The organism is uncultured Microbulbifer sp. (genome assembly GCF_913055755.1).
Taxonomy (GTDB): domain Bacteria; phylum Pseudomonadota; class Gammaproteobacteria; order Pseudomonadales; family Cellvibrionaceae; genus Microbulbifer.
In genome coordinates, this window is record NZ_CAJXKH010000027.1 from 1 (window position 1) to 21,601 (window position 21,601).

A 21,601-nucleotide genomic window follows, 5' to 3' on the forward strand; every position below is an offset into this window, starting at 1 on the left:
AGCGATTTGCAACGAGCGCGCCAGCGCGAAGCCCGCAGGGGCAGAACAGCCCTTAGGCTGTTCTGATTCTTCCGCCTTCGGATGCCACCTCCCGTACATTCGCTCAGGTAATGGCCGGCAGTCAAAGCGAAGGCTCACAAAGAACTTTCACGATTCATCCACCTCAGAGCTCCCGCTCCGACTTCTCCCCCCCTAACCCCGAAATATATCGCCAAGCCCTCTATCTACAACAAATAACCCACAACCCATTGACTTTTAAAGCCATTGAAATATGGTCAATAGTCACTAATCGAAAAATTCATCTAGCTCAGCAGCTTTATATTTCGGACAAATACTAGCCACCGCGATCCAACCCACTGATATCAAACAGTTTTCTGCGAAATCGAAATATCGATCGGAAAAATAGTAGCCAAAGAGACATACAGCCATTGGCCTTTGAATAAATTGTTAACAACACCAACCATCGAAGAAAGGAGATGGCCATGAAAAAAATAGCAGGGTGGATCTGCATAGTATTCTGTGGAGTCGTCGTTAATGTTGCACTAGCTGACGAGGTAGAAATTCGGGCAAATCAGGTTATTTCATCGCCTGAAGCTATTCGTTATTTAGGTCAGGTAGAAATATCGATTGGTCCCGATTCGAATGTACGATTTGAGTCAGAGGCAGTGGAGCAAATGGAGACGCAAACGGTCTATCAAGGAAACGTGAGAATAAGTTTCGATACCACTACTATAAACACTGACAGTGTGGTCGTGACAAGACAAGGCGACTCGATGCAGTTAAGTATGGCCGATGCATCGGTGGACATTTCCCAGTAGTTGTTAACAAGGTACTTATATTGCCAGCAAACTGGCTGGGGCGACCCTATATGAACCCTTTCATTTTCGAAGAAAAGTAAATTTTGAAAAATCCATGAATATTAATATTGGGATCGTCCCTTACATACTTGTCTTTACTGCCGTCATTCCTGCATTGCTGGCATTTTTGGTTGCGAAGAAACAAGGGCGTTCAACTGTAGCGTGCCCGGCGGTTGCCCTGGTTTTAGGCTTGAGCTGGATCGGTGGATGGCTTTACCTGGCGGTACTAACTCTGTTAGCACCAAAGCAAGAGAGTAATTGAGCCCCATATAACAAGCAATAAAAGCAATTGCCCCACTGGTTTTACCGATGTTTTCACGCATTGCCATTTGCGGACAAATGGTAAAGTGGGTGAGTAAAAATAATGTGCTGTCATCTGATCACGCAGAATTTCAAAAAATAGATTGTAGAAACTACTATTAGCAAGCTCGCGGATTACACTGGGACCTAGCTGCGCCCAAACCGGACCTGGAAAATATCGAGAAAATATGGGAAGCAGGGTTGTGTTTGCCTTGGCAATAATGCTGTATATCGGGGGAAGCTACCGACTCAACACTTCCTTTCCAGATCCATACGCGGAAGAAGCAATCTTTCCCACTGTGATTGTTTTTTTACTATTTGTCGTTTTCCTGTGGAGTGCCTTGGCCCGGTGCGCTGCTATAGGCTGGTCAAGATGGAGAGTTCTTATTCTCGTCATACCCATGGTTAGCATACTTGCATTCGGTATACTTTTGACCCGGAAATCGGCAAAACTTTCTGGCAAGCAGCTATTGCCGCCCCGATGAGGTTGAGAATCCCTTTCCACAACCTCGCAATTCCATGACCGCCTCTAAACCGGATACCAGGTGATCACCAACTAAATGAAATTTTTTTATGCATTCCTGGCTCTTTGGATCATGCTGATAGGCATGTACTTTGTTAATCCATTGGGGCCAGCTTCGGCCGATCCTCGCGCCAGATTGTTTGGATACATGGCGTATAGCATCCCCTCTTCAAGTATGGCGCCGTCTATTGAAGCCGGTAGCCATATTGTCGTAGGTACATTTGCGTATGCTTTTTCCGAACCTGAAACTGGCGATATTGTTGCTTTTAAGGCGCCGCACGTTGACACAACATTTTTGGGTCGAGTAATGGGGCGTGCTGGGGACTTTGTTGCGGTTAGAGATTCAGTTGTCCACCTGAACGGTCGCGCTTTAGAAGAGCCTTACATTAACGCTGAAATCACTACTTGTCGGTATAGCGAATATCCGGAAACCGGCATTCCTGAAGGACATCTCTTCATTCTCGGGGATAACCGTTGTAACAGCTTGGATTCCAGAGCATATGGGTTCGTCCCGAAAGGGAATTTAGTTGGAAAGGTGGTTTTTGATTAAGCCTTAGCTAGCGCACCTGTTTGCAACGGTGTTAACTCGGCCAAGTTATCCACGTCCCCATTCAGCATAAATTCAGGTGTATGATGCAGAATACACCACCACGAACTCTCACCAGGAAGCAGAAGACCATGAACAAGTCCCTGATCGCCGCCGTTGCCAGCCTCGCTTTCACCGCTCCGGCACTGGCGGACAAGCCCGAAGCTGCCGGCAAGGAAGTGATAGAGAACAAGGCCCCGGCAGAAGTCCAGGCCCGCGTCGACGAAGCCCGTGCCACCGCTGAGGAGAAGCGACTCGCCGCGGAAGAAAAGCGACACGAGAAACAAGAAAAGCACCTGAAAAAGGAAGAGAAACGCCTCGCAGCCGAGGAAAAACGCCTGCAGAAGGAAGAAAAGCGTCTCGGTGCAGAGGCGGAGCGCCTGGAAGCCGAGCAGGAGCGCAAGGGCTTTGAAGAGCAGAAGATGAAGAAGGCCGAGCAGGAACGCAAGGAAATGGGCAAGGGCTCCGAGAAGGGCCAGGCCGCGCGGGAAGAGCACAGCAAGAAGTGGTGGCAATTCTGGAAGTAACTTCCACCATTCCAGAGTAAAAAAGCCCGGGGAGTTTCCAGTGACTGCCCGGGCTTTTTCGTTTTAGGCCTCAGCTCACTCTTCCACCGTCCCCGGCCAGATCACCATCCTTCCATCCGGCTCCCTGAACACCCGCACCGGCAGCGACTGCTCCAGCATCGCGACCAGGGTATCCGCCTGATCGACGGTGAATGCGGTGGTGACCCGCAGGTTTTCCAGCTCCGGGGTACCGATCACAATGCGCTGTTTGCGGTAGCGGTTGGCATCGGCAACGACTTCCGACAGTGGTGCATCGCGGTAGCTGAATACGCCCTGGCGCCAGCTCGCGACCTGGCTGGCGTCGACAGTCTTCACCTCGCCAAACCGGCGCCGGATGACCTGCACCTGCTCGCCCGCCTGCAGGCGAACCTTACTGGCATTGCCCGCCGCGACCCGGCTATCCGTGGGCGCGACGTCGACGATACCCTCTTCCACGGTCACCTTGACCCCCTGCTTGGCATCGCGGCTGCTGCGCACGTCAAAGCGGGTGCCTACCACACGGATCTCTGCACCTTCGGCGTTGACATAGAAGGGCCGGGACGGGTCCCTGGTGACGGTGAAAAAGGCCTGCCCGCGCAACAGTTTCACCCCGCGGCGCTCACCATCGAAAACGCTCTCGATGGCCGAGTCGCCACCCAGTACCACGGCACTGCCATCCTCCAGGGTAACGGTGCGGGTCTCGGCCAGTTCGGTTGCATAGGCTTCCCCTCCCTGGTCCTGCGACGGCGCGAGATAAACCACTGCCACTGCCAGCATCATCACGCAGGCAAAGGCGAGGCCACTGGCCGGCGTGAGGAGCAGGTCCCGCAGCCTTTCCAACGTTGCGCCAATGCCGCCGCGCTGGCGCAGGCGCGCGCCCTGTTCACCGGCGGCAAGCGCGGCGAGGCTGCGGTCTATCTGTTCCAGGCGCTGGAAGCTTGCCCGGTTTGCGGGCTCCTGTAGCCAGTTATCGAAGTCGGACTGCTCCGCGGCGGTAAGCGGGCGCTCGCTGCACAGCATAAACCACGCGCGCGCCGCGGCTTCCACCTGCCGGATATCAGTCGCTGTCTGGCGGTTGCCAGTCGTCATTACAAATCTCCACCATGCACACGCAGCGCTTCCTGGCACCCGGCCAGGGCTTTCGCCACATGCTTCTTTACTACGGTTGCCGAGAGCCCTTCCCGCCGCGCTATTTCCGCGTAGGAGAGGCCGTCGACACGGTTCATCAACAACAGCCGCCGCCGCTTGTGGGGCATATTCCACAGCGCGCGACTGATCAGGCCGAGAAACTGACGGCTGCTCGCCACGCGCTCGGGGCCCAGGTTGTCCTGATCCCGCTCGGGATCCCCCTGTACCGACTGCGCGTAGCTCTCGCGCACCTGCCCCTTGCGCAACGCGTCTATGGTGGCGTTGTGCACCGAGCGATACAGGAAGGCCCTGACATGCTCGACACTGCCGTCGCGAAACTGCGGCGCCATGCGCGCGAAAGCCTCCTGTACCAGGTCCTCGGCTTCGCTGTACGACAGCCCGAACTTGCTTACCGCATAGCGACACAACTCCTGGTGGTACTCGCGGTAGTAGTAATCCAGGTTCTTGTCGTTATCGGCCGTCAATTGGTTCGCCCATGCTGTCGCCATGGATTCTCTTCACCATCGTCATTTTTGTTGTATTTGTGTGTATTTTTTCGGTTTTCCACTGCCTACTGCCGCGGAAATTTCCTTCTCTCGTCGATAGGACGGGCGGCCCGGGGCGATCGTCTCCCCTGTACTCAAAGAGCTGGCAAAATCAGTTGAATTGCAGCCCGACCCGCAGGCCGAAGGTGCGCGGGGCACCGAAGTAGTATTCCGGGGCGGCGATGTCGATATCCTGCACATTGTTGGCCACCGCCTGGTTGGTGAGGTTGTCGCCGTAGAGATCCAGCCACCAGGCTCCGCCGGCGGGCTCCAGCCTGAAGCCGGCACTCCACAGGGCAAAGGCGGGGCGGCGGTCGATATCCCGTGCCGCGCCATTGGGATCCTCGACCCACTCGCCGCTGCTGTTGTCCAGCAACAGGCCACTGCGGTCGCCGCGGTTGGCCTCATTGAAGTACATCTCGCCGGCATAGCGCAGCCCGAGCCGCGCGGTGGCCCGCCCCCAGTCGCCCAGCGGCAACCGGTGACTGTAGTTGAGACCGAGGCTGAGTTCCGGCACCTGCTTCAGCTGGTTGCCGCTGAAATCCACCACATCCGGGATAGCGGTATCAACGGCGGCGGGGTTCCAGGTCTGGCCATAGCCGGGGAATACGTTGTCCACCGCGAGGAAGTGCTGGTAGTGGGCATCCAGTGCGGAGAGATAACCGGTCAGCCGGCCGTTGGCGCTGCTGGCCCAGTTCAGCTCCAGTTCCAGGCCGCGAATGATGGCAGAGGGAGCGTTGGTGCTGCGCACCAGCTCGGTGCCGTCGTCTGCCACCGCCACCCCGGATACCTGCAGATCGCGGTAGTGCGTATTGAACAGGGCACCATTCAGGGTCATGGCCCCATCCAGCAGGCCCAGCTTGAACCCCAGTTCCAGGTTGTCGCTGGTCTCCGGGTCCACATAGGCCCGGTGGCGATCGTCGCTGCTGTTATTGCGCGCGATGACTTCCGCCAGCGCTGCGCGGTATCCGGGATCGTCGGTGCCAGCGAAGGTTCCCACCAGCTTGCCGCCATCTTCGACAATGCCCGGTTTGAAGCCCTCGGCAAACAGCAGGTAGAGCAACACATCGTCCGTCGGGCGGTAGCTCAGGCGGGCCATGGTGGTGGTGCTGTGCCAGGCGTGGGCAACGTCGTTGTAGTTGGCAAAGAAGCACTGCCCCGGCGCCGCCGACTCGCGATTGACCGCGACGATACCGAAGTCGCCGCCGCGATCCGCGTTGATCAGGTCCGGACAGGCGATATTGCGGCCGCCACGGTCGTAGCGCCGGTCGCGGCCGCTGCGGGCGCCGGCGGAGATCTGCCAGCGCTCGCCGAGGTCGTAGTCGAGCTGGCCGTAAAAGGCACTCAGGCGGCTGCCGCGATCCGGCTGCTGGAAGCTGTGGGCCGGCGCCCCGCCCCAACCACTGCCGTCGGCGGTCTGGTGCTCAAGGTCGAAGCGAATTCCGCTCTTTTCACTGAAATCGAAATAGGCCAACAGCCAACGCAATGACTGCTCATCGTCGCTTTTCAGTTGCAGTTCGTGCTGGCGCGCGCGGTAGCGGGACCACACGGTGCGGTTGCTCTGGTGGTACTGCTGCAGGTCGGTCTCGCTGCCGACGGCACCGGTGCGGTCGCCGTCCCAGTCCTGGCTGCGGTCCATCTGGCTGACGCCGCTGATATAGGCGAGGGTTATGCCGTCGGGCAGGGTCCACTCCAGGCGGCTGCGCAGGGTGTCCTGGTCCAGCGCCACGCTACCGGGCGTGTCGATGGTGACCGGGGTGGAGAAATCCACCACCGGCAGGCTGCCGGCGCCGCGGTCTTCAAAGTGTTCGTAGCTCAGCCACCAGTGCAGCGTGTCGTGCATGCGCCAGGCGGAACTGAGGCGGTGGCTGAACAGGTCCAGGTTATTGTAGCGGTCGGCGCGATCCGTCGGGATCGAGCCCTCGCGGTAACGGGTGTAGCTGTCCGCCCGCTCGGATACCCCGGCCCAGCGCAGGGCCCAGTTGTCGGTGATCGGGGCATTGGCCATCGCGCTGAATTTCTGCTGGCGGTAACTGCCCAGGGTCAGGGAGAGATCGGAAGACCAGACCGGCTCCGGCCGCGCCGTGTGGTAATTGATCACGCCACCGGTTGAGTTGCGCCCGAACAGGGTACCCTGGGGGCCGCGCAGCACCTCCACCCGGTCCAGGTCGTACAGCAACACCGATGATCCCTGGACCCGGCTGCTGTAGATACCGTCCACATGGGTGGCCACGCCGGAGTCGCCGGCCTCGGTGTGATTGTCGGAGCCGACACCCCGCAGGTACAGCAGCGACGCGGTGTGGTCGCCGTTGCGCGCCACCTGCAGGCTGGGCACCTCGGCGACGAGTTGCTGCAGGCTGTCGATATGCCGGTCCTTGAGGACGCCGCCGCTGATTGCGGTCACCGCCATCGGCGTGTCCTGCAGGTTGGTGCGACGTTTGCTCGCCACCACCTGCACCTCTTCCAGCAGCTGCGGCTCGGGCTCGTACCGGGGTTCTGTTATTGCTGGCGACAGCGGCGCCCTGGGCGGCAGGATGACGAGGCCCTGGCCATCCACTTCACGGAAACGGAATCCGGTACTGGCCAGCAGTGCCTGCAGCGCGGCGCCGGCACTCATCTCCCCACGCACCGCGGGCGCGGTGGTGTCGAGATCCAGTTCCGAGCGGACCATCACCGCGATTCCAGTCTGGCGGGAAAATGCCAACAGGGCCTGGTCCAGAGCTTGCGCGGGAATCGCCAGTTGATGGGTGACCCATAACCCCGACTGCGCCGGAGTCGCATCGGCGGGCAACGCCTGTGCCGGGCCCGATACACACAGGTGTACCGCCATCAGCGCAGCTGCAAGGGCATTGCGGGAAGTCGAGGGTATCGGCATAGGTTCATCGCGATTTCCCGCCGGGTGGCGGGACCGGTAGCGTCACCCTGTCGATCCCTTAAGAAGGGAGGCGCGCCCGGTTAATTATTGTATTGACTGGAAAACATACAACAATCGAGCGCACGGATACAAGCGGTGGCCGCGACGGCCTATTCCCCCACCAGTGTCTCGCAGCGGAAGTGGGCCTCGCCATCGCCGCTCAGGCGTTCGGCCAGTTGCGGCAGCAGGCTGTCCATTTGCGCCCGCAGGGTCCACGGTGGGTTGACCACGATCATCCCCGATGCGGTCATGCCGCGGCCGGGACTGTCGGCGCAAATGCCCAGCTCGAACAGCTCGACCCTGCGGATACCGGACGCGGCAATCTGCCGGGTCATGGCGTCGATACGCGCGCGCTCCACCACCGGATACCAGAGGGCCACGGTCGCCGTCGCCATCTTGCGGTGGATCAGTGCCAGCGCCGACACCACCCGCTGATAGTCCTGCTTCTGTTCATAGGGCGGATCGATCAGCACCAGCGCGCGCCGGGAGCGTGTAGGCAGTAGCGCCGCGAGCCCCACAAAGCCATCCTCCTCGCGCACCCGGCACTGATGGCGACCGGAAAGATTCCTGCGCAGGTTTTCCACTTCACTGGGGTGCAGTTCGAACAGCCAGGCCTTGTCCTGGGGGCGCAATAGCTGCGCCGCCACCATCGGCGAGCCGGGATAGTGGCGCAGGCCCCCTTCGGGGTTGAGCGCGGCCACCAGCTGCAGGTAGGGCGCCAGTGCCGGCAGCGCATCGTCTCCAAACAGCTTGCCGATACCGTTCAGATACTCCTGGTTTTTCTGCGCCATATCCGATTGCAAGCGGTAGAGTCCGGCACCGGCGTGGGTGTCGATATAGTCGAAAGGTGCTTCTTTCTTCTGCAGATAAGAAATAATTTCCACCTGCACATGGTGCTTGAGCACATCGGCAAAGTTGCCGGCGTGAAAACCGTGTCGATAACTGAACATACGCCCACCGGGAGTGGCCAAAACAGAGCGAATACACTGCCGGGCGGGGCGCCTGGCAGCGGCGGGTGAGCACTAGGTAGGTAGGATTGGAACAGCCGTCCGGACTTTCGGGCTCACCGGGAAAAGCCGGCGAACTTTAGGGGCCTTTGCGGCCCCTGACAATCATTATTTGTGCCGCATCTGCACGCTGGCGTCAGAACCACACCGACCAGAACAGTCGCACTACGTGGGCATTGAAGTTATACGCGGGCTCTTCGCCCGGGTTGATCGCGGCATCGCCATCGTGCACCCGCACATCGTGGAAATTGTCGTAGTCGAACAGCACGTAATCCCAGTACAGGTTGACGGTGTTTTTGCGGTCGAACAGGGCCCAGCGCTCCGGCAGCAGGTAAGTGGCGCCGATGCCGATGGCGGTGCTGCTGAAATCGCTCAGTTCCTTGTCCCGTGCACGGAAATTGGTGGCGTTCAGGTAGGGGAAGAGGTCACTGTAGAAATCGGCACCGGTCTGCTTGTAGAACCGCAGCTTGCCCTCGAGGATCAGGTTCTCGGATTCCAGCGGATGGGTGTAGCGCAGTTCGAGGTTGTCGGAACTGATGCCCCAGCTGTCGGCATAGCGGCGGTATTCACTCTTCACTGCCGCACGATAGGGCAGGCGGTATTTTGCCCGCAGTGCCACCGCATCGCTGTTGCGGGTGGTGGGGTAGAGTTCGGCCTGATAGCTGAAGCCGGTACCGGAATTGGGGTCCAGGTAGCGCACGCTGCGATAGGGGTTATTCAGAAAACCCTCGTCCGCCACCGTCTCCACGCTCAGCTCCGCAATCAATTTCTGCGTCAGGATCTGGCTCCAGCCGATGGAGTAACGGCGGTGCTCCGCCTGCTCGAGGAAATCGTCGTCGCCGTTGCGCATCACATCGTCGCTGCCGAGGCTGACGCGCATGGACAGGGTGCTGAGATCACCGAAGAAATCCTGCTTGATGCCGAAACCGACGGTTTCCGCCTGGTAGTCGTTTTCGCTGGAGTTGGTGTAGCTGAGACTCATGGTGGTCTTGTCCACCAGGTAGTCGGCGCCGAGGGCGTACTCGTCCCGCTGCTCGGAATAGGGACTGGCGGTGGCCTGCACATCGATGGAGGCGCCGGAAATCATGTCCACGTAGTAGTTGGCGGAAAGCGACAGTTTATTGTCGATATTCTTGCGTACCAGAATCGACGGCCCGTCGATGGTCACCCCGCCACCGCTGTACGAGTGGTACATGGAATCCGCGCGTTCCTCCGGCAGTACCGCCGCAGTCACACCGGTAGAGATCAGCAGCAGTGCGATTGCGGTAAAGACGTTTACGCGATCAGTTACAGCCACAACCGCCTCCCGCTCCACCTTCGGCACCGCGCGCCGCTTCGCGCGCTTCGTACACATGATTCATGTAACCCGCTGCCACCGGGTCGCGCTCGAAGCTCATAATCGGGTCCGCCAGGTAATGCCGCTCATAGGGCTTTACCCAGGGTTCCGGCATCATGGATTCGCAGCCGCCGAGCAGCAGCAATACGGGAAGAATTAACAGCGCGCGCCTGGACATGGTTTATTCCCGGATCAGTTCCTTGATGATTTTTTTGTACTCGGCCTCGTCGCCGCTGCGGTAACCCTTGTGCACGTAGCGCACTTTGCCGTCGCGGTCGATGAATACGGAGCTGGGCATGGCCTCGACGCCGAACAGCTTGCTCACCTCGCTGGCGGAGTCGAACAGCACCGGAAATTCCACCGGAATTTTTTTCAACATCGCCTGGGCGTCAGCGCGCTCGGCGTCGACGTTGACCCCCCAGACCTGGAAACCCACCGGCTCATAGCGCGCGTGCAGGTCGTTCAGCAGTGGCATTTCCTCGCGGCAAGGACCGCACCAGGAGGCCCAGAAATTCAGCATGATCACATCTCCGCGCTGCTCGCTGAGGCGCAGATTGCCGTCCTTGAGGGACGCCAGGGTAAAGTCGCTGGCGGGTGCGTTGGCGAAAGCTGGCGCACCGGCGAGCAGCGCGCCGGCAGTACAGAGTGCAGCCATCAATTTACGCATGGGGATTCTCCGTTTTTCTTGTTTCGTGCAGTATTTAAAAATAAATGGACACGCCCAGCTGGGCGGAGAGATTGTTGGTGGTGAGCGGTTCACCGAAAATTTCGTGTTCGAAAATGTGGTCGCGCACATCCAGGCGCAGCGCCAGCCAGTCCTGTGCCAGCACGCGCACACCGGCGCCCACGTTGTAGGTGAAATACTCTTCATCGGCAAAGCTGGTATTACCAATGCCGCCGATCAGGTACAGGTTGCTGTTCAGGGCCAGCTTGTCGAATACGAATATTTCGCCGGGCAGGAAGTTCCAAGCCAGGGACAGGTTGTACATGGAGAGTTCGCGCTCTTCCTCGGTCAGCAACGGTGCCGAGCCGCTGAGGCGTTCGTAGCTGGATTCCCCCAGTTCACTCTGGCCGTAGGCCGCCTCCATGAAAAAGTCTTCGCTGATGTGGTAGGCCAGGCTGCCGCCGACCAGGCGGTTTGAACCGAAATCCTCAACGCTCAGCACACCGCCCAGGTAGGTGGTGAGTTCAAAGTCTTCACTGTCGATTGCGGCCTCGCGGATTTCGCGGCGCTCCAGGTCCGGCGAGATGATCTCGTCGATGGTCTGGTCGTCCTGGGCCAGTGCGCTAGCGGAGAATGATCCCGCCAGCAGCAGCCCGGCAAGTTTTACATAAATACGTCGAATCCGAGTTTCCACTCGACTATCTCCTGGTTGTTCTCCCGCGAGGTAAGCAGGTAGTGATTGGCAACTTCCGCGCGCAGGGCGAAGCGCCGGGACAAATAGGTTGTCACCCCGATTCCGGTGAGCATGGCGGTATCCTGGCGGTCTTCGGTGGCGACAATGGTGGCATTGGGGGAAGTGATATTGATCCCGGTGCCGAGCAGGAAGTAGGGCGCCAGGCGCCATTCGGGAAACGGCTTGTGTACTACCGCCACCTGGTAGGTCTGGCTATTGGAATAGGCGCCGACGGTCTGTGCCGCACGCACCTCCGCGGAAAGGTTGCGGGTAAAACGGTAACCCAGTGACACCCCCATGGAGTTGGCACCGGCAAAATCGCCGTAGGCAAAACCGAGACGCAGGCTGCGCTCGCTGTAATCGTCGATCCCCGGCGTCGGCACCACTACCCGTACACCGTCTGTGGCAAATATCTCGTCCAGCTCGGAGATCTTCGCCCAACCGGTCTTGCCCTTGCGGGTCATGACCTTGACCCAATCGGTGCGGCGTTTGAGCAGCCACAGGGGCTCGCCGTAGGCGACCACGTGATCGATCACATAGCCGCGCCCGGGGCCGGTGTAGAGATTGAGGAATTCGGAACCGACCACCACCTGTTCGCTGTCGAACGGCAGGTCTGCCGGCGGCTGGCTATCGAACTGCCGAGCGGAAAAACTTTCCGTCACCGGCACTTCGTCCTGTTGTGCCGCTGCATGACCGGCGAGCAACAACGCCGCCAGCAACGCGGCCAATCGGTAAGTCCTGTTTCCGGGCTGCCTGTTCATCTGTCAGTTGACCGGTGCATCAAAAGGGTTGTTGTAATACTGCGCACCGATGTCCAGCCATTCGGAGATCAAACGCAATTCCGCTGCGGACAGTTCACCGGCGTGCACGCCACCGGGTGCGAACACCTGGAAGAAGCGGCTGGCATTGGCGCCGGCGGTGTTCATGATCCGCTCGATATCGACGGTAACCATAACAGGAATCGGGTTGCCATCGGCGTCCAGAATCAGCTCGCCGTTCTCGTCGGTCTCGAACAGGGGGTTACCCTGATCGTCGGTGTCCTGCACCAGCACGTTCTGCACCGCACCGTCGGCGAGTTCCTGGGTGGGGTTGTCGAAAATCAGTTCCACATAGGAAGTGCTGAAATTGGCATTGACCGGCGACTGGTTGGCAGCCAGATCCAGTTGCCCCGGCGGCACCTGCGCCATGCCGACGGCATCGCGGCTGCTGTGGCAGCTGGAACAGGTGCGGTCTTCCAGCACCGCGCCGGTGCTGTCGGTAATTTCCCGCGGCAGGTCCCAGATCGGCTGGATATGCTCCGGGTAGTGGATAATCGTGCGGCAACTGATATCCCAGGCGCTCTGGCAGGCGACACTCAGGGGCTGTGGCGTTACCAGTTCGCTCAGCAGGGTTTCACTGCTGGGATCCTTGGCGCGCAGCGCCGGATCGGTCCACAGGTCGCTGAAGGCAATGTCCCCCTCCAGCTCCGCGTCGCCGGCTATCCGCGCCAGCAGTTGCGCCATGGTCTCGCCCATTTCCGCATTCAGCGCCGGCTCGGTATTGGCAAACGGCGCACCGCTGGTGGGGGCGCCGGCCCAGGCGGCCTCCGGCTCTTTCTCGGTGCGACCGTGGGGCACTTCGCTGTCACGACTGTGGCAACCCTGGCACTGGCGCACCTCGCCGGCGCGGAACTGCAGCCAGTTGTTGTGACGGCCGACGATACGTCGGCCGTTGCCATCCACCACGGAAATCGCCAGCGGCATGTCCGCCGGCACCTTCACCCGCACCGAGCCGTCCGGCTGGATCGGGGTGTAGCCGATGATCTCGCGCATCAGCTGGCCGCGGTTGCGACCGAAGGCGGCACGGTCGAAATCCAGGGTGTCGCGGTCGGGGATGCCCACACCTTTTACCACCCGCAGGAAGCGCGCCGGGCGCTCGGCGGCGGTGGTCTGCATCGGATCCGCCACCGCGGCAATATCCACGGCCTGCTCGCCGTCAAAGTCGTACACGCTGCGGATATCCAGCACCGCCATGCCGGCCTGCACCAGCTCGCGGTCGCTATCCACTCCGGGAATGGGCTCGGGGATAAATTCCGGCACCGGGCGCGGGTCAACGGTAACTCCTTCGCTGATCATCTCGCCTTCCACCGGCTGCACGATGGGGCGCTGGGTGCCCTCTGCGTAATCGTAAATCCACAGACCGTAGAGCGGGTCCGCCGGCACGATGTCCGGGGTCGCCAGCCAGTCTTCGGTACAGGGGCGCGGCAGCGCCTCTTGCGGGTCGATCACCCGGCACTCGCTCCAGCTCACCAGCAGGCGGCTGGTGCCGTCGTGAAACGCCCAGGCATTGGCGAACAGGCCGTGCGGAGAAAGCCCGCCGTCGGTGATTACCTCTTCTACCGACAGGGATTCCTGCCCCTGCAGTACCCCCTGCTGTTCCGGCTCGCTGTAGGCTTCGGTGAAATTCTCGGCATCGATCAGCAGCATGTCGCCGCCATAGGTGATGCCCTCCGGCGAGCGCAGGGTGACCAGGATACGACCGTCCGGCATCTGCTGCGGTTTGGCGAAGGCCGCGGCGACCGGCTCACCGCTGGCACTGCTGCCGGTCTGCTGGCTGTGATAGCCGTAGTGGAACTGCAGGTCGGTACCATCGGGCTTTACGGTATACAGGCTGAGGCGATCCACCCCGCCCATATTGTCCCAGCGGTTGAACAGGATGCGGCCGTTAAACAGCACCGTGGGCGAGAGGTCGTGACTCTGGTTGTAGGAAATCTGGCGGATATCACTGCCATCTGCTTCCATCACGTGCAGCACGAACGCCGGCTCCTGCAGGTCTTCGGCGAGGGCAGAAAACTGCGGCTTGCCGTCGTCCAGCAACAGCGCGCGGGAACGGCGCTGGCGGGTGGAGCTGAACACGATGCGGCCGTCGGGGAGAAAGGCCGGGGCAATATCGTCGCCCTCTTCGGCGATCAGGTCGGACTGGATTGCGCGCTTCAGTTCCGCGGTATCAAAATCGTACAGCCAGATATTCCAGCTGGGCTGCTCGTCGTCATCCAGGCCCTCGATATCCGGGGCGCGCATGGCAAAGGCCATCAGCTTGCCGTCGGCGGACACGGTCAGGTCCTTGACGTCATAGCCGCCTTCAAAAACGATACCGGCATCTTCATCACTGACAAACAGCCCCTCGGTCAGTATCTGTTCGGGAGCACTGGCAGTGGCGCGGTCCCTGAGCACCAGCATGGCACCGGGATTGAACGCCGAGGGGGAGTACAGGCTGTCCGCCATAGGCGTGCCATCTTCGTCGAAGTTCAGGCTGCGACGCACATAGGCCACGGGGTAGTCGACCACCACCGGATCTTCCGCCTGGTCGCCGCCACCGAGACTGGAATTGCCACCACCGCCGCCGGAACACCCGGCCAATAACAGCAACGCCACAAGTCCGCCGGACAGCCGCGCCGGCGTACAAATTCTGCTCAAGGGAATTTCCTCTTCCGTAGTAACTGCTCACCGTGCTGCAGGCGCGAAATCTGGACTTGCGTCCCAGATTGGTGGCAGATCGTCAACGCTCGATTCTCGCCACTGCCCCCCACAAGCTCAAGCCGCGCACACGGATTTTGCCAACCAGCACACGAATTAAATTTTTGCCGCTGGTTAATCTTCGAGCGTTCTTTAGTATCGATAGCCAGTCACTACGCACAGTAATAACGCGACCACGCTCATGAAAAAAACATCGACTGCTGCGCGCCTGCTGCTCGCGGCGTCCGCCTGCCTTGGCACCAGTTTCGCCAATCCCGCATTTGCCGGGCCAGAAGAGCAGGCCGCCCGCATCCACAGCCGCCTGACCGGGGTGAAACCCACGGTGCCGGTACTCACCGCCATGGCCGAGGACATCGCCAATGGCAACGCCTCCGCCGCGGCATACCGGGCGATGGACAACGATGCCTTCTACAACGTCACCCTGAAAAACCTCGCCAGCCCCTGGACCAACCGCGACGGCGACAACTTTGTACCGCTGAATGATTACACCGCGACCTTTGTCGGCATGGTGCGCGACGAGGTGGACTTCCGCGAGCTACTCTCCGGCGACATCATTTATACCGGCGCCAGCGGCCTGGGGCTGCCGGCCTACAGCAACGGCAACAACAACCATTACCTCGAACTTGAAAATAAAGGCTACCCGCTGCAGGACGTGCTGGAACGCCAGCCCCAGTCATCGGTAACCAGCCTGCCCGCCGAGGCCACCGCCGGCATCATCACCACCCGCGGCGCCGCCAGGTCTTTCTTTATTGCCGGCACCAACCGCGCCATGTTCCGCTTTACCCTGAAGAATCACCTGTGCCGGGATATGGAGCAGGTGCACGACACCTCCCGCACTCCGGATCGCATTCGCCAGGACGTAAGCCGCAGTCCCGGTGGCGACAGCCGGGTGTTCCAGAACAACTGCATCGGCTGCCACAGCGGCATGGATCCCATGGCCCAGGCCTTTGCCTATTACGATTTTGAGTACGACGCCGACAATGACCCCAATGGCGAGAACGGCCAGCTGAATTACAACGGTACCGGCGAGACCGACCCGGCCACCGGTACCCGCGTGGAAGCCAAATACCATATCAACAGCACCACCTTCCCCTACGGTTATGTAACTCCGGATGACAAGTGGGACAACTACTGGCGCGAGGGACCGAATATGTATCTGGGCTGGAGCGACGATTTGCCCGGCAGCGGCAACGGCGCCAAGTCCCTGGGCCGCGAACTGGCCAACAGCCGCGCCTTTGCCCAGTGCCAGGTCACCAAGGTATTCGAGCAGGTGTGCCTGCGCTCCCCGGAAGACAGCAGTGACCGCAACCAGGTGGAAAGTATCACCGACAGTTTCACCAGTAATGGCTACAAGCTGAAGCAGGTTTATGCGGATGCTGCAGTTTACTGTGCGGGGGAATAAAGCGATGAAATACAAATCCGCACATGCAACGTTCAAAAAAATCCCTGCACTCGAAGCTAAGGGCCTGATACCAGTGACAGCTCCCGAGACCTTCCGCGAGAGGGACCTCGCGGAAGAGCCCCCAGGGATGGGTTCACGGCGTGTCTCGGGAGCTGTCACTGGTAGCAGGCCCGCCACTCTGTTCCCACGGAGCTCCGTGGAAAGTCCGGAGGCGGCACCGCTGCCGGTAACGGTGTGCAGGACACGCCGTGAACCCATCCATGGGGGCTTTTCGAAAACATCCCTGTTTTCGAAAGTCCTGCACACCGTTACCGGCATCAGTACCTTCGCATTAAAGTTTGAGCTTCGTAAGGCAGTACTTTTGGGCACTGTAGTTGGCTCTGCAATACTGGTCGCCTGCAGTGGCGGCAGTGGCCAGTCGACCGAATCCCTGCCGAATACCAATCCCGATTCCGGCGATACCAGTTACTCCGGCCCCGCCCCGGAAAGCGAAGACGTACAGAATTACAAGCGCTATATCTGGGACAACCTCGCCGCGGAAAATCGCTGTGGTAGCTGCCATATCGAAGGCAACCAGAGTCCGCGCTTTGTGCGCGGTGACGACATCAACCTCGCCCACGGCGAAGGCCGCGAACTGGTCAACCTCAGCGACCCGGCAGAATCCCGCTTTGTCACCAAAGTAGCCAGCGGCCACAACTGCTGGCTCTCCAGCGCCGACGCCTGTGCGGAAATCATCACCAATTACATCGAAGAGTGGGCCCAGGCCGCCGGCAGCGTGGTGAGCACCATCAACCTCACGCCACCGCCCGAACGCACCGTCGGCGCCAGTAAAAACTTCCCCGCAAGCAGTGGCAGTTTTGCCACCACGGTTTATCCGCTGTTGGACGAGTATTGCTCCAGCTGTCACAGCGAAGATGCGGCAACCGCACAGCAACCGTATTTTGCCAGCAGCGATATCGACAAAGCCTACGAAGCCGCCAAGGCTCGGCTGGATCTGGGCAACCCGGAAAAATCCCGTTTTGTGGTGCGCCTCGGTGACGAGTTCCACAACTGTTGGAGCGACTGCGCCAGCAACGCCGATACCATGGCGGCGGCGATTAAGAGTTTTGCCGATGGTATTTCGGTGACGGAAGTGGATCCCAGCTGGGTAATCAGCAAGGCGCTGTTCCTCACCGATGGCGTGGTCGCCAGCGGCGGCGGCCGCATCGAGAACAACGCGATTGCGCTGTATGAATTCAAGACCGGCTCCGGCACCACCGCGTTCGATACCTCCGGGGTGAACCCCGCCATCGACCTGACCCTGTCCGGCGACGTCGAGTGGCTGGGGTCCTGGGGTATCCAGTTGAACGGCGGGCGCGCCCAGGGCGCCACCGCCACCAGCAAGAAACTGTTCGACGTCCTGAGTGGCACCGGTGAGTACACCATCGAAGCCTGGGTGGCACCGGCCAATGTGGTGCAGGATGGCCCGGCGCGCATCGCGAGCTATTCCGGTGGCAACGATATCCGCAACTTCACCCTCGGCCAGGCGATGTACAACTACACCTTCCAGAACCGCAACGACGCGGCCTCTGGAAACGGTACCGACGCCGATGGCATGCCGGCACTGATTACCGAGGATATGGCGGAGCGCGCGCAGGCCACCCTGCAGCATGTGGTCGCGACTTTTGATCCGATCAATGGCCGCCGCCTGTACGTCAACGGCGAATTTACCGGTGACGCCGACCCGTCGGACCCCGGCCTGCTATCTACCTGGGATGACACCTTCGCACTGGTGCTCGGCAGTGAATTGTCCGGCGATCACCAGTGGCAGGGTTCCGTGCGCCTGCTGGCGATCCACTCCCGCGCGCTTTCCGAGGAGGATATCCTCACCAATTACGAGGCCGGTGTGGGTGAGAAATTCCTGCTGCTGTTCAAGGTGGAAGAGCAGACCGGCGTGCCCCAGGGTTACGTGATGTTCGAGGTACAGCAGTACGACAACCACGGTTACCTGTTCAGCGAACCCAAGTTCATCACCCTGGAAGACGGCGTCACCCCCGACGGCATCGCCATTCAGGGCATGCGCATCGGCATCAACGGCCGCGAGGCAACCGTAGGCCAGGCCTGGGCCAACCTCAACACCACGGTGACCGCCAGCGAGTATGATCCCGAAAGCGGCCAGCAGCTGTCACCACTTGGCACCATCATTTCCCTGGAAAAAGGCCCCACCGGGGACGAGTTCTTCCTCACTTTCGAGCGCCTCGGCAGCGAAGAATTTGCGCGTGTGGAAGCCACCCCGGCGGCGCCGGCGGCACCCGCGGACCTGACCCCGCAACCGCGTATCGGTATCCGCCGCTTCGAACAGATCCACGCCGCGCTTTCCGCCGCAACCGGAATTTCCAGTACCAACCCGGCAGTGATGGAAACCTGGGAAAAGGTGAAACAGCAACTGCCGGTGGAGGCCGATGTGCGCGGCTTCCTCGCCGCACAGCAGATGGGCATTACCCAGCTGGCGGTGAAGTACTGCAGCACCCTGGTAGACGATGCCAGTGCGCGCGCTGCTTACTTCCCGGGATTCGATTTTTCCGCGAACGCAGCCAGTGCCTTCGACAGCGATGCCAAACGCGCGCAGATCATCGACCCGCTACTGGAAAACCTGCTGGGACGCCCGATCACCTGGCCCGCGGCGGTTGGCGGGCACACCGCACAGCTGGCGAGTGCGCCGGATGAAAGTGCAGTGCGCGCGGAACTGAACGGACTGATCGACACCATGACCGCCTGCAGCTCTGGCTGCAGCGCGGACCGCACCCCCACCACCGTCAAGGCGACCTGCGCGGCGGCGATGGGCAGTGCGATGATTTTGATTCACTGATTTTAGTGACGCTCCGGAAAAATTATGCGTAAGAAAAAACATTTCGAACTGGACCAGCCGCTGCGTCACCCGGACCACCACCGCCCGGTGAGCCGCAGGGATTTTCTCGGGCAGGGTTTTCGCGCCGGTATGGCCACGGTGCTGGGCGGCTCGGTATTCAGCCTGTTCGCCAACCCGCGCATGGCCCATGCCGCGCTGTCTTCCGACCTGGAAGCGATGCGCGCAACCTGCGGCGTCAGCGCCAACGGTGCCGGCAAGATCCCGTTTATCTGTTTTGACCTCGCCGGCGGCGCCAACATTGCCGGCTCCAATGTGCTGGTGGGCAAGCAGGGTGGCCAGCTCGACTTTCTCAGTACCGCCGGCTACAGCAAACAGGGCCTGCCCGGCGACATGGTACCCTCGGTCACGGACACCGCCGGCAACAGCTTTATCAACAGCGACCTCGGCCTCGCGTTCCACAGCGACAGCGGCATGCTGCGCGGCATTCTGGAAAAAGTTGCCGCAGGTACCGCCGGTGCCACCAACGGCGCGGTGATTCCCGCACGCTCCGAAAACGACACCGGCAACAACCCGCACAATCCGATGTATGGCATCAATCGCGCCGGCGCCAATGGTTCGCTGCTCGCGCTTATCGGCTCGCAGACCAGCGAATCCGGCGGCAACTCCATGGCCCCCATGGACCTGATCAACCCGGAAGTGCGGCCGACAAAAATCGATCGCCCCAGCGACGTTACCGGCCTGGTGGACGTGGGCGACCTGGTGGGCCTGCTGAGCCAGGACGACACCGTCGCGGTCATGGAATCCATGTACCGGATTTCCAATGCCAAGCTCGGTAAGGTCAATACCCGGGTCAGCAACGACGCGGTGATTAAGGACCTGGTGAAGTGCGGTTACATGAAGAGCGCCGACCTCGCCGACCGCTTCGGCGACCCCAGTGCACTGGATCCGGCGCTGGACCCGGACATCGTCGGCCCCGGTGGCATCTTCACCTCCAGTGAATTTTTCGGTGATCGCGAATTCCAGAAAACCGCCTCCACCATGAAGCTGGTGATCAACGGCTACGCCGGTGCCGGCACCGTCACCATGGGCGGATATGACTACCACACCGGCGACCGCGCCACCGGCGAAATGCGCGACCTGCGCGCGGGCCGCTGTATTGGCGCCTGCCTGGAGTACGCCGCACGCGTGGGCCAGCCGCTGATGATCTATGTATTCAGCGACGGCTCGGTGTTCAGCAATGGCATGGTAGACGACTCCATCGAGGGCCGCGGCAAGGGCGTGTGGACCGGGGACAACCAGCAAACCGCGGCCTCTTTCTTCCTGGTGTACAACCCGGCCGGCCGCCCGCAACTGCTGGGGGGCAGCGCCGACGAGCAGGCGCGCCACCAGCAGCTGGGCTACATGCGCCCTTCCGGCGATGTGGAAACCGCAGGCAGCCCCGCGGCCAACAACGTGAACCAGCTGGTGCAGACGGTAGTGCTGAACTATATGGCGCTGCACGGTGAGCAGGGCAGCTTTGCCAGCCTGTTTCCCAATCACGGTCTCGGCAATGCCAGCCTGATGGACAGCCTCACCGCCTTCTCCCCCATCAGATAACCCGTAAACCGACACAGAACCAAAGCGATGTACCCCACAAGATTTTTCTCCCTGCTCGCCGGCCTGTTATTTGCAGGTCAGGCCGTTGCAGACTGGCACTACGACAAACAGGCGATCATGGGGACCGAGGTACACCTGCAGTTCTGGGTCGACGACGACAGCCGGGCGGACGAGATAAACCGCGCAGTAATGGACGAGTTCCGCCGTATCGACAACCAGCTATCGCCGTACAAAGAACGCAGCGAACTTTCCAGGGTGAACCGCATTGCCGGGGAGGGCAGCGGCCTGCAGATTTCCGCAGAGCTGGCGGAAATCATCGATAAATCCCTGTGGTACAGCAAAAAAACCGGGGGCGCCTTCGATATTACGTTCGCGACTGTGGGCAGCCTGTACGATTTTCGCAAGGGCCAGCAGGCGGATCGCAAAACCACCGACGCACTGTTGCCCGCGGTGAACTACCGCCACATCAACCTGAACAAGAAAGCGCGCACACTCGCGTTCAGCGACCCCCGCACCAAAATTGACCTGGGCGGTATCGCCAAGGGGTATGCGGTGGACCGGGCTGTCGCCATCCTGAAACGTTACGGCGTACACAATGCCAGTGTGAGCGCCGGCGGTGACGCGCGGCTGCTGGGTGACAAGCGCGGCAAACCCTGGCTGGTCGGTATTCGCCACCCGCGTGACAAGAGCAGGAATGCCGCGGCAATCCCGCTGGAAAACACCGCAATTTCCACCTCCGGCGATTACGAGCGCTTTTTTATCAATGACGACCAGCACCGGGTGCACCATATCTTCAACCCGGCCACCGGGCGCCCCGCGGAAACCGACAGCAGCGGCGATGCCAGCGACAGCGACAAACTGATCAGCGTCAGCATTATCGGTCCTGAAGGCTTTGACACCGACCCGCTCTCCACCAGCGTGTTCGTGCTCGGCAAGCGCAAGGGACTGGCACTGATCGAAAGGCTGGCCGGGTTTGAAGCCATCGTCATCGATGCCAATCACCGGATGTTTTTCAGCAGCGGTTTACAACAGTAGTCGGTACGGATGCCAACTGGATCACACCCAAATTGCGGCACCCTGACATAATCGAAGCAGTCAAAAG

General features: G+C 60.5%; 18 protein-coding genes. 7 read left to right on the forward strand and 11 right to left on the reverse strand.

The window, feature by feature from the left end; translation table 11 throughout:
• Window positions 1-482: 482 nt before the first annotated feature.
• The gene (locus tag QZ511_RS06665) at window positions 483-818 is read left to right on the forward strand and encodes an LptA/OstA family protein (RefSeq protein ID WP_295800814.1); all 336 of its coding nucleotides are present in this window, start codon (window positions 483-485) and stop codon (window positions 816-818) included.
• 143 nt (window positions 819-961) lie between these two features.
• Here the strand turns inward: QZ511_RS06665 and QZ511_RS06670 are convergent, their stop codons facing one another.
• On the reverse strand, window positions 962-1,180 hold the full coding sequence (locus tag QZ511_RS06670) for a hypothetical protein (RefSeq protein ID WP_295800817.1): 219 nt from the start codon (window positions 1,178-1,180) through the stop codon (window positions 962-964).
• Window positions 1,181-1,717: 537 nt separating this feature from the next.
• Here QZ511_RS06670 and lepB point away from each other — a divergent pair.
• Entirely contained in the window at window positions 1,718-2,230 is a 513-nt protein-coding gene (gene lepB, locus QZ511_RS06675) for a signal peptidase I (protein ID WP_295800820.1), read from the forward strand.
• Between the two features lie 128 nt (window positions 2,231-2,358).
• Window positions 2,359-2,793 carry a hypothetical protein gene (locus QZ511_RS06680; RefSeq protein ID WP_295800822.1) on the forward strand — a complete coding sequence of 145 codons (435 nt, stop codon included), beginning with the start codon at window positions 2,359-2,361 and terminating at the stop codon, window positions 2,791-2,793.
• 75 nt (window positions 2,794-2,868) lie between these two features.
• Here QZ511_RS06680 and QZ511_RS06685 read toward each other — a convergent pair whose 3' ends face one another.
• From QZ511_RS06685 to QZ511_RS06730, 10 genes are all read right to left on the reverse strand, one after another.
• Window positions 2,869-3,900, reverse strand: coding sequence for a FecR domain-containing protein (locus QZ511_RS06685; protein ID WP_295800825.1), 1,032 nt, complete (start codon window positions 3,898-3,900; stop codon window positions 2,869-2,871).
• Window positions 3,900-4,448 carry an RNA polymerase sigma factor gene (locus tag QZ511_RS06690; RefSeq protein WP_295800827.1) on the reverse strand — a complete coding sequence of 183 codons (549 nt, stop codon included), beginning with the start codon at window positions 4,446-4,448 and terminating at the stop codon, window positions 3,900-3,902. Before QZ511_RS06690 ends, QZ511_RS06685 begins: the two co-directional genes overlap by 1 nt.
• 148 nt (window positions 4,449-4,596) lie before the next feature.
• Window positions 4,597-7,359: a TonB-dependent receptor gene (locus QZ511_RS06695; RefSeq protein ID WP_295800830.1), complete on the reverse strand. Its 2,763-nt coding sequence runs from the start codon at window positions 7,357-7,359 to the stop codon at window positions 4,597-4,599.
• A gap of 149 nt (window positions 7,360-7,508) precedes the next feature.
• Window positions 7,509-8,348 carry a 23S rRNA (adenine(2030)-N(6))-methyltransferase RlmJ gene (gene rlmJ, locus QZ511_RS06700; protein ID WP_295800833.1) on the reverse strand — a complete coding sequence of 280 codons (840 nt, stop codon included), beginning with the start codon at window positions 8,346-8,348 and terminating at the stop codon, window positions 7,509-7,511.
• A gap of 193 nt (window positions 8,349-8,541) precedes the next feature.
• Window positions 8,542-9,702 (reverse strand): DUF3570 domain-containing protein, encoded by a 1,161-nt coding sequence (locus QZ511_RS06705; protein ID WP_295800836.1) that lies wholly within the window; start codon window positions 9,700-9,702, stop codon window positions 8,542-8,544.
• Window positions 9,689-9,919, reverse strand: coding sequence for a DUF4266 domain-containing protein (locus tag QZ511_RS06710; RefSeq protein WP_295800839.1), 231 nt, complete (start codon window positions 9,917-9,919; stop codon window positions 9,689-9,691). The genes QZ511_RS06705 and QZ511_RS06710 overlap by 14 nt, the downstream gene beginning before the upstream one ends.
• Before the next feature lie 3 nt (window positions 9,920-9,922).
• Window positions 9,923-10,408: a TlpA disulfide reductase family protein gene (locus QZ511_RS06715; protein WP_295800843.1), complete on the reverse strand. Its 486-nt coding sequence runs from the start codon at window positions 10,406-10,408 to the stop codon at window positions 9,923-9,925.
• A gap of 34 nt (window positions 10,409-10,442) precedes the next feature.
• A complete protein-coding gene (locus QZ511_RS06720) occupies window positions 10,443-11,099 on the reverse strand; it encodes an outer membrane beta-barrel domain-containing protein (RefSeq protein WP_295800846.1) in 657 nt (218 codons plus the stop codon).
• A complete protein-coding gene (locus tag QZ511_RS06725) occupies window positions 11,069-11,866 on the reverse strand; it encodes an SH3 domain-containing protein (protein ID WP_295800847.1) in 798 nt (265 codons plus the stop codon). Before QZ511_RS06725 ends, QZ511_RS06720 begins: the two co-directional genes overlap by 31 nt.
• Before the next feature lie 36 nt (window positions 11,867-11,902).
• A complete protein-coding gene (locus tag QZ511_RS06730; RefSeq protein WP_295800850.1) occupies window positions 11,903-14,593 on the reverse strand; it encodes a hypothetical protein in 2,691 nt (896 codons plus the stop codon).
• Between the two features lie 241 nt (window positions 14,594-14,834).
• Here QZ511_RS06730 and QZ511_RS06735 point away from each other — a divergent pair, with 241 nt between their 5' ends.
• From QZ511_RS06735 to QZ511_RS06750, 4 genes are all read left to right on the forward strand, one after another.
• Window positions 14,835-16,055 carry a hypothetical protein gene (locus tag QZ511_RS06735; RefSeq protein WP_295800853.1) on the forward strand — a complete coding sequence of 407 codons (1,221 nt, stop codon included), beginning with the start codon at window positions 14,835-14,837 and terminating at the stop codon, window positions 16,053-16,055.
• 361 nt (window positions 16,056-16,416) lie between these two features.
• Complete coding sequence (locus QZ511_RS06740) at window positions 16,417-18,903, forward strand: LamG domain-containing protein (protein ID WP_295800856.1); 2,487 nt, start codon at window positions 16,417-16,419, stop codon at window positions 18,901-18,903.
• A gap of 24 nt (window positions 18,904-18,927) precedes the next feature.
• Window positions 18,928-20,499 carry a general secretion pathway protein GspF gene (locus tag QZ511_RS06745; protein WP_295800858.1) on the forward strand — a complete coding sequence of 524 codons (1,572 nt, stop codon included), beginning with the start codon at window positions 18,928-18,930 and terminating at the stop codon, window positions 20,497-20,499.
• A gap of 27 nt (window positions 20,500-20,526) precedes the next feature.
• Complete coding sequence (locus QZ511_RS06750; RefSeq protein WP_295800860.1) at window positions 20,527-21,534, forward strand: FAD:protein FMN transferase; 1,008 nt, start codon at window positions 20,527-20,529, stop codon at window positions 21,532-21,534.
• Window positions 21,535-21,601: the final 67 nt, after the last annotated feature.

Excerpts from the sequence above, each read along its gene's own strand:
- QZ511_RS06665 (WP_295800814.1), top strand. The coding sequence starts at position 483 with ATGAAAAAAATAGCAGGGTGGATCTGCATAGTATTCTGTGGAGTCGTC.
- QZ511_RS06670 (WP_295800817.1), bottom strand. The coding sequence starts at position 1,180 with ATGCGTGAAAACATCGGTAAAACCAGTGGGGCAATTGCTTTTATTGCT.
- lepB (WP_295800820.1), top strand. The coding sequence starts at position 1,718 with ATGAAATTTTTTTATGCATTCCTGGCTCTTTGGATCATGCTGATAGGC.
- QZ511_RS06680 (WP_295800822.1), top strand. The coding sequence starts at position 2,359 with ATGAACAAGTCCCTGATCGCCGCCGTTGCCAGCCTCGCTTTCACCGCT.
- QZ511_RS06685 (WP_295800825.1), bottom strand. The coding sequence starts at position 3,900 with ATGACGACTGGCAACCGCCAGACAGCGACTGATATCCGGCAGGTGGAA.
- QZ511_RS06690 (WP_295800827.1), bottom strand. The coding sequence starts at position 4,448 with ATGGCGACAGCATGGGCGAACCAATTGACGGCCGATAACGACAAGAAC.
- QZ511_RS06695 (WP_295800830.1), bottom strand. The coding sequence starts at position 7,359 with ATGCCGATACCCTCGACTTCCCGCAATGCCCTTGCAGCTGCGCTGATG.
- rlmJ (WP_295800833.1), bottom strand. The coding sequence starts at position 8,348 with ATGTTCAGTTATCGACACGGTTTTCACGCCGGCAACTTTGCCGATGTG.
- QZ511_RS06710 (WP_295800839.1), bottom strand. The coding sequence starts at position 9,919 with ATGTCCAGGCGCGCGCTGTTAATTCTTCCCGTATTGCTGCTGCTCGGC.
- QZ511_RS06715 (WP_295800843.1), bottom strand. The coding sequence starts at position 10,408 with ATGCGTAAATTGATGGCTGCACTCTGTACTGCCGGCGCGCTGCTCGCC.
- QZ511_RS06735 (WP_295800853.1), top strand. The coding sequence starts at position 14,835 with ATGAAAAAAACATCGACTGCTGCGCGCCTGCTGCTCGCGGCGTCCGCC.
- QZ511_RS06745 (WP_295800858.1), top strand. The coding sequence starts at position 18,928 with ATGCGTAAGAAAAAACATTTCGAACTGGACCAGCCGCTGCGTCACCCG.
- QZ511_RS06750 (WP_295800860.1), top strand. The coding sequence starts at position 20,527 with ATGTACCCCACAAGATTTTTCTCCCTGCTCGCCGGCCTGTTATTTGCA.